The organism is Salinimonas profundi (assembly GCF_014750655.1).
In the GTDB taxonomy this organism is placed as follows: domain Bacteria; phylum Pseudomonadota; class Gammaproteobacteria; order Enterobacterales; family Alteromonadaceae; genus Alteromonas; species Alteromonas profundi_A.
Map to the genome: position 1 here is coordinate 800372 of NZ_JABBXD010000001.1, position 13192 is coordinate 813563.

A 13192-nucleotide genomic window follows, 5' to 3' on the forward strand; every position below is an offset into this window, starting at 1 on the left:
GCGGAGCGGACGGGACTCGAACCCGCGACCCCCGGCGTGACAGGCCGGTATTCTAACCAACTGAACTACCGCTCCACTTTTTCAATACTTTCAATAAGTTGAAACTTCCATTTTCAGGCCGTTCCCCCTCACTGCGGCGCAGATAATACGGTTATCGATATTAAGAGTCAATGGTTTTTTTGCGAAAAAAACTGCGAATCAGCGCGTTTGCGCGTCTATTGGTCATAATGCTGAAATATCGTTCAGTTTGCACCTGAAATATACCGTTTTCGCGCGCAACAGATTTTAGGTTTTGCGATTAAAAAGTCGCTTAAACCAAGAGCCGCTTTTATGCTCACTGGTGCGCGCCGCCGGTGTTTGCTTAAGACGTCGTGTAATAACCCATACGGTAGCCAGTACAACGATCAGAATAGTGCCATTTACTACAACCAGAAGCAGCACTAAGGTGCCATTGCTCATGGCTTCTGGTTGCGGTGGGGCTGAGGGCGTTTCTTTTTCTGGCGCATCGGCGGGCAATTCGTCGCCCTCCCCATTCCCGTCAGGCATTTCTGTTAGCATCTCTTCGGGTGCGGTTTCTACTACCGGTGGCGCTGCCTGAAAGGTATAAGGTGGTACATCAAGGATAAAATCGCGTCCATCGATGGTTTTTCCGTAAACAGTAAGTTTCGCCCTGAACTGCCCTTCATCCAGCGCCAGAATTCGCTGGCTGCGCGCTGCCGGTGATGGTTCAGTCAACGAGAAGTTTTGAATATCACCGTTGGGATAACGTATTTTCCCGTCAACCAGAATCGACTGAATATCCACCTGTTCACGATTCACATCAATCATTAGGGTGTGATAGTTCTCGTCACCGCTAGCCATTACAACATCCAGTTTGACCGGATTAGGATAAAGTATCAGGTTCGGGTCGACCTGCTCACGGGTATACATCGGCGTGACAACACGGAAAACGGGCTTCCACTCGCCGGCGGCGACTGAAAGATTAAATTGGCCGGTAAAAGTGCCATCCAGCGGTCTTTCATCCATGCCGCGGCCGTTATCCTCAAAGGTCGCAATAATCGCATTATCCGCCCCAAAATTATCATAATTGGGATTGTTGGTACTGACTAACTCGATCTCCAGCTTCACGACATCGCGAAATTCAGGCTGATTAATAGGTTCGTCACCATTTGACAGGTAAGCCGTTTGTTTGAGGATTTCACCGGAAAAAATAGTAGGGGGTAAAGGCTCTGCGTGCAGGGATACATCAGAGATAATCATGATCCGACTATCCGGCTTAATTTGTCCCACCGCCTGCCAGGGCCCGGGTACCGGATTTTTGATGGTGATCATGTCAAAGGCTGCATCGTCATACCATTTTACATTCTCTTCTTCTGCCCGTGACTGATAGATTTTAGATCCATCAGGACGCACCAGAACGACCGGCGCAGAACCATAATCACGAAAGAACACCATGGTGACCTCATCGACATTGTAATCCACTCTGAAACGGTTCTGTAACAGGGTGATCGAATTCTGATACTCGTCCCCCAGCCTGACAATTGGAAGTTTTGCAGCATCAGCATTTTTGTCGTCCGGCACACTGCGCTTTGCACCTGAAGTGGCATTTGGTGACTGTGCACTGTTATCTTCTGCCGGGTCAGGAGCCTGCGCGGCAAACACGGAAAGATTGACCATGGCGGCCAGCAAGAAAATAAGCGCAGGCGCTGTTGTTCGCAAAGTAATACCCGCTGAACGGGCTCTGCAAAGCCCGTTTACCATCCTTTTGTACAATCGAATTACTCGCCCTGAACGTCCCGCCACAAACATTGACCACCACTGTTTTGCACGATATCTAAACGCGCTTCATGCTGTTCTAATTCATCGGCGGTAGCGCGAATAACCTTTAATTTATTTGCGCTTCGATTAACACGGCGAATGGTCGAGCCATCATTTTCGCTATCCTGTCCACCCTGCCCGGCCAGATTCAGCTTTGTCTGGCCACCGGTCATCATCAGATACACATCAGCCAGGATTTCAGCATCCAGCAATGCGCCGTGCAGCTCACGATGGCTATTATCAATGCCGTACCGCTTACATAATGCATCCAGGTTATTTTTCTGGCCCGGGTGCGTGCGCTTGGCCAGTGCCAGGGTATCTAAAACCGAGCAGATATCACGCGTTTTGACTGACTTTGTGGAAGGCTCTTTTGCAAACTCATGATCCATGAATCCCACGTCGAACGGCGCATTGTGAATCACAAGCTGCGCGCCTTTAATGAACGCAATAAAGTCGCTGGCGACGTTTTTGAAAAGAGGTTTATCGGCTAAAAACTGATTGGTAATACCGTGAACTTCAATGGCTTCCTGCTCAATTTCACGCTGAGGGTTTACGTAAACATGAAAATGGTTGCCTGTCAGTTTGCGATTGACAACTTCTACACACCCGATCTCAATGATGCGGTGGCCCTCTTTGGGGTCAATACCGGTCGTTTCTGTATCCAGTACAATCTGGCGCATGTTTTATATTCTCGTTACTTCGGACTTTTTGCTAGTATACCAATCCCAAATCAGCTGACCATAAGCCAGTAAAAAAAAGGAGCGCCCGTGGGCAAAAAAGCGATAGAAATATATACCGATGGTTCCTGTCTCGGTAATCCCGGCCCCGGCGGGTATGGTGCGGTAATGATTTATAATTCGCATCGCAAAGAATTGAGCGAAGGCTATTTTGAAACCACCAATAACAGAATGGAGCTACTGGCGCCGATTGCCGCGCTCAATGCACTTAGTGAGTCTTGTAAGGTAGATGTGACCACCGACAGCCAGTATGTGAAAAACGGGATTAATCAGTGGATCCATAACTGGCGAAAAAATGGCTGGCGAACCGCCGCGAAAAAACCTGTGAAAAATGCGGATCTGTGGCGCCAGCTTGATGACGCTGTCAGCAAACATGATGTCACATGGCACTGGGTAAAGGGGCACTCCGGGCATCCTGAGAATGAGCGTTGCGACGACCTGGCAAGAGCCGCCGCAAACCAGCCTTCAAAGAAAGATGATGGCTTTAATTCACAATAGCCTCTGGCTGTGTGTTTACCAGTGAGCAATTAGCTTGCCCTGGGTATCGTTTTTCTCAAGCCGCTGATGGGCAGTGGCAATATCTTCTGCCGCATAAACCGTATCAAGATTGACCTTTAACCCGCCCTGACTAAATGCCCCCAGAAACCGTGCAGTAAATGCATTTATTAAATGGGCTTTGTATTCGTCAGAGCGACTTCGCAGCGTCGAGCCAATTACTTTTGCCCGTTTAGCCAGCATTAATCCCAGATCCAGCTTGTCTGCATACCTGCCTCCAAGCATGGCCAGATAAACAACGGTGCCGTCTTTAGCGAGCACGGAAAGATTGCGGTTTAAGTAGTCACCACCCACAAAATCGATGACGGTATTTACCCCCTCGTTCCACTGCTCAGAAATAATCTTCGCAAAGTCCTGCTGTTTATAGTTAATCAGACAACTGGCCCCCAGACTTTCGCACAGTGCAAGCTTTTCGTCTGTAGAGGCAGTAACAGCGGTACTGATCCGCTCAAGTTTACATAGCTGGATCGCGGCAAGACCCACGCCGCTGGCACCAGCATGAATAAGCGCCCTGCCCTGCGCCGGTGTTTGAGCAATATCAAACAGCGCCTGGTACGCGGTCAGAAATACTTCACTCAACCCTGCAGCCTCATGCATGGATAAGTGCGACGGCAGGGGCATAAGGTGCCGGGCATCAACCACGGCCTCTTCTGCGTATCCACCGCCCGGCATCAGACCAAAAACGCTATCGCCGGGTTTCCACTGAGTGACATCAGACGCAACCTCCAGGACCTCACCGGCGGCTTCAAGTCCAAGAATCTCACTTTCCCCCGGCGGTGGCGGATATTTACCCTGACGCTGCAGCGTATCAGCACGATTGACGCCGAAGGCATGCACCTTAATTTTCACTTTTCCTTTAGTCACTGACGGCGAATCAGTAGTACGAATTGCCAGCCCTTCAGGGCCCGCCTCTGAGTCATAATCAATATATCGCATTACAATCACTTTATTTGGATGGTATCGAAAGTTACGTTGCGTTAGGCAAAACAGATGATTCTGCTATACTGCGCCGCCTGTTCGAATTCATTTAAGTTTGCCTATGTCTGCCAAAATCATTCTTCAGCCTGAGCGCGAGAAATCCCTGAAACGTCACCATCCCTGGGTCTTTGCCAGCGCAGTGGCGAATGTAGAAGGACGCTGTCGAGCCGGTGACACAGTAGACGTTTACGCCAGTGATGGCAGCTGGCTGGGCAGAGGCGCCTATTCACCCGAGTCACAGATTCGCGTCAGAATCTGGACATTTGAACAGAACGAACCGGTCGATAACGGTTTCTTTATGCGCCGTATTGAAGAAGCTATTTTATTACGACGAACGGTAATCAATATGTCGACCACCAATGCATTTCGCCTGGTCGCGGCAGAATCGGACGGTCTGCCCGGCGTGACCATCGACTTGTATAATAACGTTGCGGTTCTCCAGCTACTTAGCGCCGGGGCTGACAAGCAGCGTAAAAAGATTGTATGGGCATTACAGAAATTACTGCCCAATATTGGTCTGTACGAGCGCTCTGATGTCGACGTTCGTAAAAAAGAAGGGCTGGCGCTCCAGACCGGGCCTTTAACCGACGACGTGCCGACCCGAGTCGAAATTAAAGAAAATAATGTCCGGATTCTGGTTGATATTGAACAGGGTCACAAAACAGGCTTTTATCTGGACCAGCGGGACAGTCGGGCTCGCGCCGCGCACTACGCTAAAGACAAAGAGGTGCTCAACTGTTTTAGCTATACCGGTACATTTGCCTGTTACGCACTATCGGGTGGTGCCCGACATGTTACCAATGTCGATGTTTCAGATTCGGCGCTGGCACTTGCAGAGGAGCACCTGGCACTGAATAACTTCAGTAATGATCAGGCTTCGATGGTAAAAGGCGATGTGTTTGAAGTGCTGCGCAGCTACCATCAAAGCCAAACGCAGTTTGATATGGTGATTCTCGATCCCCCTAAATTCGTTGACAGCAAGGCGTCACTGAATCGCGCGGCCAGAGGCTACAAAGATATCAACATGTATGGCATCCATACGGTAAAACCAGGGGGACTGCTGCTGACGTTCAGCTGCTCGGGGCTGATGCCTGCTGACTTATTCAATAAAATTGTGGCAGACGCCGCTCTGGATGCCGGAAGACGGGTTAAGATTATTGAAAGGCTATCGCAAGCACCGGATCATCCGGTTAGCAGCACCTATCCCGAGGGCTATTACCTCAAAGGGCTGGTCTGCCAGGTCTTTTAACTTACAAAGATCATTGGGCGGGAGGCTCCGCCCCATCGCCTGCGCTATTTCATTTCTGAAATTTCGACACCGATAATACAGCTGTTTTCCGACTCCTGAACACAGCGTACCACAGTGGCGCTGGCTGACAGTGAAGGAATTTGAGAACTGGTGGACTCAATAGAGACCTTAACTTCCGTTCCCAGCTCCACGGATGGCTCGTCGACCTCTAACGACATGCCGGTCGCACTGATATCCTTGCAAACCGCCTGTAGTGTGCGACTCGACTCATCGTCGTTTATCTGCACCTGACACGGCGAATTCACCATCATTCTGAAAAAGTTACGCTTATCATCGTATCCCAACATCTTTTACTTCTCCTGACTGCTGCTTCGGCAATACCGACCTACCTCATACCGGGCTATTTGTTATAGGCGGCAGAGATGTACTTGTCAACAGGGATCATAGGCAGGTACAACCCCGACGGATATAATGTTTTACAACACATATAGCTGCTGTTTACGAAGCGTTAACCCAAAAAGGCTTAAAAATCGGCAAGAAAATTTTGAATTCTTTTTGCCGAAATCGGATAGGCCGTGCCCAGTTGTTGCGCAAACAACGATACCCGCAACTCTTCTATCATCCAACGCCCCTCCTGCAAGGCCTCAGGGAGCTTACCCTGCGGGTACTTTTTACAGGTTTTTTCATATTCGGCAGTCACTTTCTCGATGGTCAGCTGTACCTGCCGATCTTTTGTAGGATCAATGGGTAGCTTTTCCAACCGTCTGACTAATGCCTTTATATAGCGATTCCAGTCTGCAAGCCTTGCTGCTCCGATATCGGTCACAAAGCCTGGATATACCAGAGATGCCAGATGCTGACGAATATCCCCCATGGCACCAACCATCGTCAGCGGAATATTTCCCTTCATTTGTTTCTGACACTGGTGCGCCAGTGTCAGACCGGTTTCGACCTGTTGCGCAATTTCAACCACCTTGTTATTGATTTCTCCCCTGACCCAGTCGGCACACTGGTTGAAAACACTTTCTGAACGGATAACGGTATTCTGCTCGCTTTCAAAGGTTGCCCGAAGCGCATCTATGCCGGCAAAGATACAATCATCTACCAGCGCTTTGATTTGCCCGAAAGGATTAAAATAAAGACCCAGCTTAGCTTTATTGGGCAATGTTTTTTCCAGATGCCCCACCGGTGAGGGAATGGCCGCCCGCAGAAGCACGTTCACCCCTTCGCGATGCAATTGCCGCGCTTTGTCTACATCGTCTACCAGCACAATGTCAGCTTTTGTGCCCTGCCTGACAAGTGCAGGGTAAGCCTGCACCTCAAAACCACCGACCTTTTGCACAAACGTATCCGGTAAATTATCAAAGTCCCAGGTTTGCAGGCCTTTTCTTTCCAGCTCCGGCGTTGCCGCCTTTTCAAATGTTTTTTGAACCTTGCCCTGACACTGTTGTTTCAGCGCTTCCAGATCATCGCCACGCGCAATCACCTCGCCTTTTTCGCTAACAACAGCAAAGTGCATGGTCAGATGGGTATCCACCTGTGCCAGATTCCATTCATCCGGCGAAACTTCCACGCCGGTCATCTTACGCAACTTGGCGCTGACAGCATCAAGCAGCGCCACAGGACGACCATTTTTATCATGCGGGCTGATGTCCGCCAGGCAGGCCTGTGCAAAATTGGGCGCAGGTACAAAATTTTTGCGCAGTCTTTTAGGCAAACTTTTTATAAGCGCCACTACCCTGTCATGGCGCAATCCCGGCACCTGCCAGTCAAATCCTGTCTCACTGACCTGATTAAGCACAGGTAACGGAATATTCACTGTTACCCCATCATCTTCAGCATTAGGCTCAAAATGATATGACAATGGCAAGGTGATGTTGCCTTGCTTCCAAACATCAGGATAGCCATTTTTAGCCGCATCAGGCTGCTCGCGATACACATCGTCTTCAGTGAACGTCAGCGCCACTGACTGATGATTATGTTTGTACCATTTTTTGAATGCCGCTTCGTTATTCACATCCTGCGGAAGTCGATTTGCATAGAATGCTACCAACGTTTCTTCTTCAACAATCAGATCCCGACGACGGGTTTTTTGCTCAAGCTCATCAGCCTGCGCCAGCAGCGCCTGGTTGTCTCTTAAAAATGCATAGTTCAGCCGGGTATCACCATTTACCAGCGCTTCGCGAATAAATAGCGCCTGACACAGTGCCGAATCAATTTGGCTATAGACAACCGGGCGTTTTGCCACAATGGGCAAGCCGAATAACGTAACTTTTTCATACGCGATAACGGCGCCACGCTTTTTCGACCAGTGCGGCTCTGCATAACTGGATTGGGTCAGGTGACTGGCCAGCGCTTCAACCCAGGCCGGGTCAATTCTGGCGTTTACACGGGCGAACAGGCGGGAGGTTTCGACTAATTCAGCCGCCATAATCCATTTAGGCTGGCGTTTTGACAGGCCTGATCCGGGAAAGATCATAAAACGTGTATTACGGGCGCCTAAATATTCCCTATCTTTGTCTTTCATACCAAGGTGCGACAATAGCCCGGCACAAATTGCCTGGTGCACGGCCTGATAATCGGCATCCTGATTACTTAATCCAAAATTCAGCTCAGCCAGTGATTTTTTAAGCTGGCTGACAATATCCTGCCACTCCCGCATTCGCAGGTAGTTGATGAAGTGCGACTTACACCATTTGCGAAGTTGATTGTTAGTCAGCGCATTCTGTTGTTCGCGAAAAGCGTTCCAGGTATTTAGCAGACTGATAAAATCAGATTCTTTATCCGTAAACTCACTATGCGCCTCGTCGGCCTGCTGGCGTTTGTCGCTGGGCCGCTCGCGAGGATCCTGTATGGACAACCCCGCGGCAATGACCATCACCTCGCGCAGCGCATTGGTTTTATTCGCCTCAAGCACCATTCTGGCATAGCGAGGATCGATAGGCAGCCGGGCAATCTGACGGCCGGTCTGTGTCAGAGAAATCTTGCCTTTGGTACGCGTAATCGCCTCAATTTCTTCCAGCAGCCTGAAACCATCGTTTATATTGCGGTTATCCGGAGGCTGAACAAAAGGAAAACGGCTGATTTCGCCCAGTCCCAGCGCCAGCATCTGCAAAATAACGGATGCCAGATTGGTACGCAGAATTTCAGGATCGGTAAACTCAGGGCGACCAAGATAATCCTCTTCACTATACAGGCGAATACAAATACCGTCTGAGACACGGCCGCAGCGACCGGCCCGCTGATTTGCAGAAGCCTGAGAGATGGGCTCTATTGGCAGACGCTGAACTTTCGATCGGGCGCTATAACGTGAAATCCTGGCCATCCCGGGATCGATGACATACTTGATACCGGGAACCGTTAATGAGGTTTCAGCAACGTTGGTAGCCAGCACGATACGCCGGCCACTGTGTGACTGAAAAATGCGGTTTTGCTCTGCGGCGGAGAGTCTTGCATAAAGGGGAACAATTTCCGTGTTGCGGTATTTCTGCCGGGACAAGGCATCCTGCGCATCTCTGATTTCCCGCTCACCGCTTAAAAATACCAGAATATCGCCGGGCGGCTCCGCCATCAATTCATCCACAGCGTGGATAATAGCGTCATTCTGATCGGCATCGTCGGCACTATCTTCCGGCGCATGATAACGAATTTCTACCGGATAGGTTCGGCCACTGACTTCAATAATGGGCGCGTCGTTAAAGTGTCGCGAAAATCGCTGTGGATCGATGGTTGCCGAGGTAATAATCAGTTTTAAGTCAGGGCGCTTTGGTAAAAGTTGACGGATATAGCCCAGCAGAAAATCGATGTTCAGGCTGCGCTCGTGGGCCTCATCAATGATGATGGTGTCATATTGATTTAAAAAGCGGTCCTGTTGCATTTCTGCCAACAGCATACCGTCTGTCATCAATTTTACGTAGCTGCTATCGCTGACATTATCAGAAAACCGGATTTTGAAACCGACCTTTTCACCGATCGGTGTGTCCATCTCTTCGGCTATACGATTCGCGACACTTCGGGCAGCTAGCCGCCGTGGCTGCGTGTGCGCAATCATACCGTCCACGCCCCGCCCCAGTTCCAGACAAATCTTGGGCAACTGCGTGGTTTTACCCGAACCGGTTTCACCGGCAACAATAACGACCTGATTGTTGGCAATCGCCGCTTTAATATCGTCTTTTTTATCACTGACCGGCAAAGGAGGATAATGAATTGCGGGTAGATTTTCGGCCCGCAGCGCACGCTTTTCAACGGAGCGATTTATTGCCAGCGATAATTTCTCAATTGCATCGGTATTCGCTTTCTCGCGACTCAGCTGGTTAAGACGCCGTCGCAGCCGGAACCGATCGGCACCCATCACGTCATTGAGTGACGCACGCAAGCTGCTGATCGTCGAAGAAGTAGTTGCTGAATCCAATGAGATACCTTTGCGCTTTACCAGTAAGGCGCAAGATCCTAGGCAAATTGTGCAGTTATTTCCAGTATTAACGTACTGATAAACTGAAATTCGCGACATTCAGCAAGCGCTGAGTGACACGACGTTCAGTTACCCGTTGAAGGTTACGCAGGCAAATTAACTGGCGACCTTATACCCGGAACGCAACTGTTTATCTATCGCCTTTAAAATGGCAGAGCGGTTAATACTGCCTACCAGCACACCATCATCATCCACGACAGGGTAAATCCGGGGTTTGTCCTTCAGCAGCAATTCTGCAAGTTCAATGACCGACATGTAAGGTTTTACACTTAGTGCAGGACTTTGCATGATATCGCTGACGCGACAGACCTGCTCTCTGTAATAACAGGATTCAATCATTTGCCGGATACAATCCTGTTCGGACAAAAACCCGGTCAGTCGTCCTCGCTCATCCACCACCGATCCGCCTGACTGCCCGCTTTGCAGTAAACATTCGACCGCTTCAGCCACCGGCATGTCTTTAGTCAGTTTAACCGGATGTTGGTTCATGTAATCACATACCTGCAACGATTCCATAGTGCCTCCTGGAGTAGTCACTTGCTGACTACTATTGGTTTTCAGGCTTAATTTTTATCGGCTATTGCGTGCGAACAACAGCGTTACTTTAAGCCTAGTTGGGTGCAGCTAAATGAGCGAGTTTTTCAGCGCTTTTTTTCTCTTTATTCAGACACTACCGATGTGGTCTCCAACATGTCCTTATAAATACCGATGTTAAGGGTGCCCTCTGCATCGATACTCGCTCTGTACATACCTGGTGTATTAAACGGCATTGCAATATGCCCCTGCCGGTCGATAGCGATAACACCACCGGTGCCACCTGCTTCTTTTAAAACATCGTTGATAACGGTATCCGCGGCCCGCGTAACGCTTACGCCGTGATATCTGACCCGCGCACAAATGTCTGCAGCCACATTGTAGCGAATGAAAAACTCACCATGACCGGTGGCAGAGACCCCGCAACTATCATTATCCGCAAACGTGCCGGCACCGATTACCGGTGAATCGCCAATCCGGCCATATCGTTTTGCGGTCATGCCGCCGGTGGACGTTCCCGCCACAATGTTGCCTTGGCTATCCATAACAACCACCCCGACCGTGCCCATTTTTTCGGCACCCTTTTGCCCGCCGGATGTTTGTCCGGCTGCTTTCATGCGTGCTTTTGCTTTTTTCAACGCTTCAAGCCGGTGCGCGGTATCAAAATAGCTGTTGTCGACCATCTCCAGACCTTGCTCCTTTGCAAATGTCTCGGCACCCTGGCCTGACAACATTACGTGTGCAGACTGGTTCATGACAGCCTGTGCAGCAGCAATCGGACTTTTGATGGTTTTCACACCAGCCACAGCGCCCGCCTTTCTGGTCGCTCCATGCATGATTGACGCATCCAGCTCATGCTCTTCATCAAAGGTATAGACTGCGCCTACGCCTGCGTTAAACAATGGCGAGGCTTCAAGAATCTGGATTGTGGAAACAACAACGTCCTCACCTGACTTGCCGGCTTTCAGCGCTGCATGGCCTGAAGTGATTGCCTCTTTAAGTTTTGCTACATACCGTGCTTCTTTTTCAGCAGTCATTTCTTTTTTCAGGATGGTCCCTGCCCCTCCGTGCACCACAATGGCAACGTCAGCAAATACAGACGCGGTAAAGGTGCAAAGTGCCAGAGTGAGTCCCAGCCGGCCTAACGGTTTTAGCATGTTTTTCTCCTGTACTACTGTTTTATTACTTATAAGATGTCTTTTTTGTTTATTATTTGACCACGATTGCGCAACCCAACAAACGCTGGTTACCGTTAACGTCTGTGCAAGCGATAACTGTGCCATGTTAACTCTCTTACACTATTCATCGCCTTACAGGTTGAGGACGCAACATAACGCAGTGTACACTGCCGCCATCATTTTTTAGCTGCTAACCGACGCTATGACCACAGACGCCACCTTCTTATGGCATGACTACGAAACTTTTGGCACCAGCGCAAAAAAAGATCTGCCTTGCCAGTTTGCCGCCATCAGAACCGATATGGACCTGAATATCCTCGGTAAGCCTATCAATATTATGAGCCAGATTGCCAATGATTATCTGCCTCAGCCTGGTGCGTGCCTGGTCACCGGCATCACTCCCCAGCAAACACTACGCGATGGCATGCCCGAAGCCCAGTTTGCATTGCGCATAGCTGATTATATGAGCCAGCCAAATACCTGTGTGGCCGGCTACAACAGCATCCGGTTTGATGATGAGGTATCAAGACACCTTTTTTATCGCAACTTTATCGATCCTTATGCCAGAGAATGGCGAAACGGCAACAGTCGCTGGGACATTATAGATCTGGCGCGCGCGTGCTATGCCCTGCGTCCCGAGGGCATTAACTGGCCTGTGCGTGATGACGGTACGCCAAGCTTCAGACTTGAAGCTTTGACTGCCGAGAACGGACTGGAACACGGCCATGCCCATGATGCGTTGAGCGATGTGTACGCAACGATTGCACTGGCAAAACTTATTAAAGACAAACAGCCCAGACTGTTTGAGTATGCATTGTCTTTACGTAACAAACATCATGTACTGGCTCAGCTGGATTTGTCTAAACCTTCCGTTGTGCTGCACGTTTCTTCTCGCTTACCCGCCCGACAGGGCTGCGCGTCCTGGGTCATGCCGGTCGCCATGCATCCGACCAATGCCAATGCTGTTATTGCTATCGATTTGGCCAAAAATGCGGATGCAATCATCAATGCCAGCCCCCAGGAGATTGAACAGCGCCTGTACGCCCGTCATGATGAGATTGCGCCTGACCTCAGACCGGGTCTTAAGCTTATTCACATTAATCGGTCCCCCTTTGTCACTACGGCTAAAGCCATGACGCAGGAAAATGCCGAGCGACTGGGATTAGATCGTGAGGCTTGTCTTGAGAATTTCAAAAGGCTGGCAGCGGTCAGCGATTTAGCTCAAAAGCTTTCGCAGGTGTATAGCGCGCAGCCTGAGTCGGAGCAGGAAGATGTAGATCATGCGCTGTACAGCGGCGGCTTTTTAAATGATGAGGAGCGCCGCTGGTGTAACGAGGTAATAAGCCGTGACCCGGAACAGTTATCAGCGATGTCAGAACAAACGCAGAACAACAAGCTTAAGACTATGCTGTTTCGTTACCGGGCACGAAATTACCCGCATACATTGACTGAAAGTGAACTACAGCGCTGGCAGCATCACCGCTCTGCACGCTTAACTGAAGCGGGCAGTGGCGCGTCCATTACATTGGAACCTTACCTGATGGAACTTGAGCAACTGGCAGGTCAGCACAAAGATGATGCGAATAAGCAGGCAATCTTACGTGCATTATTTCAGTATGCTGAAAACCTTTGACCTGTTACTGATATCCGCTATAGAGTATCAGTAAAGAAA

General features: G+C 49.8%; 10 protein-coding genes and 1 tRNA gene. 3 read left to right on the forward strand and 8 right to left on the reverse strand.

The window, feature by feature from the left end; translation table 11 throughout:
* Window position 1: 1 nt before the first annotated feature.
* The 3 genes from HHX48_RS03515 to dnaQ form a co-directional block, all read right to left on the reverse strand.
* Window positions 2-75 (reverse strand) — tRNA-Asp (locus HHX48_RS03515).
* Window positions 76-285: 210 nt separating this feature from the next.
* A complete protein-coding gene (locus HHX48_RS03520; RefSeq protein ID WP_223857981.1) occupies window positions 286-1719 on the reverse strand; it encodes a TIGR03503 family protein in 1434 nt (477 codons plus the stop codon).
* A gap of 59 nt (window positions 1720-1778) precedes the next feature.
* On the reverse strand, window positions 1779-2498 hold the full coding sequence (gene dnaQ / locus HHX48_RS03525) for a DNA polymerase III subunit epsilon (protein ID WP_191022238.1): 720 nt from the start codon (window positions 2496-2498) through the stop codon (window positions 1779-1781).
* Window positions 2499-2585: 87 nt separating this feature from the next.
* On the opposite strand from dnaQ, the gene rnhA reads away from it, so the two are divergent.
* Window positions 2586-3053, forward strand: coding sequence for a ribonuclease HI (rnhA, locus tag HHX48_RS03530; protein ID WP_191022239.1), 468 nt, complete (start codon window positions 2586-2588; stop codon window positions 3051-3053).
* A 15-nt stretch (window positions 3054-3068) separates the two neighbouring features.
* Here the strand turns inward: rnhA and HHX48_RS03535 are convergent, their stop codons facing one another.
* Complete coding sequence (locus HHX48_RS03535) at window positions 3069-4046, reverse strand: NAD(P)H-quinone oxidoreductase (protein ID WP_191022240.1); 978 nt, start codon at window positions 4044-4046, stop codon at window positions 3069-3071.
* A 103-nt stretch (window positions 4047-4149) separates the two neighbouring features.
* Here HHX48_RS03535 and HHX48_RS03540 point away from each other — a divergent pair, with 103 nt between their 5' ends.
* On the forward strand, window positions 4150-5337 hold the full coding sequence (locus HHX48_RS03540) for a class I SAM-dependent rRNA methyltransferase (protein WP_191022241.1): 1188 nt from the start codon (window positions 4150-4152) through the stop codon (window positions 5335-5337).
* A 44-nt stretch (window positions 5338-5381) separates the two neighbouring features.
* Here the strand turns inward: HHX48_RS03540 and HHX48_RS03545 are convergent, their stop codons facing one another.
* From HHX48_RS03545 to HHX48_RS03560, 4 genes are all read right to left on the reverse strand, one after another.
* Window positions 5382-5684 carry a PilZ domain-containing protein gene (locus HHX48_RS03545; RefSeq protein WP_139757925.1) on the reverse strand — a complete coding sequence of 101 codons (303 nt, stop codon included), beginning with the start codon at window positions 5682-5684 and terminating at the stop codon, window positions 5382-5384.
* Window positions 5685-5860: 176 nt separating this feature from the next.
* Window positions 5861-9688 (reverse strand): ATP-dependent RNA helicase HrpA, encoded by a 3828-nt coding sequence (hrpA, locus tag HHX48_RS03550; RefSeq protein ID WP_397541061.1) that lies wholly within the window; start codon window positions 9686-9688, stop codon window positions 5861-5863.
* A gap of 216 nt (window positions 9689-9904) precedes the next feature.
* Window positions 9905-10324: a CBS domain-containing protein gene (locus HHX48_RS03555; RefSeq protein ID WP_191022244.1), complete on the reverse strand. Its 420-nt coding sequence runs from the start codon at window positions 10322-10324 to the stop codon at window positions 9905-9907.
* A gap of 143 nt (window positions 10325-10467) precedes the next feature.
* Window positions 10468-11499 carry an isoaspartyl peptidase/L-asparaginase family protein gene (locus HHX48_RS03560; RefSeq protein ID WP_191022246.1) on the reverse strand — a complete coding sequence of 344 codons (1032 nt, stop codon included), beginning with the start codon at window positions 11497-11499 and terminating at the stop codon, window positions 10468-10470.
* Window positions 11500-11722: 223 nt separating this feature from the next.
* Here HHX48_RS03560 and sbcB point away from each other — a divergent pair, with 223 nt between their 5' ends.
* Window positions 11723-13153 carry an exodeoxyribonuclease I gene (gene sbcB, locus HHX48_RS03565; protein WP_191022248.1) on the forward strand — a complete coding sequence of 477 codons (1431 nt, stop codon included), beginning with the start codon at window positions 11723-11725 and terminating at the stop codon, window positions 13151-13153.
* The last annotated feature ends 39 nt before the right edge of the window (window positions 13154-13192 follow it).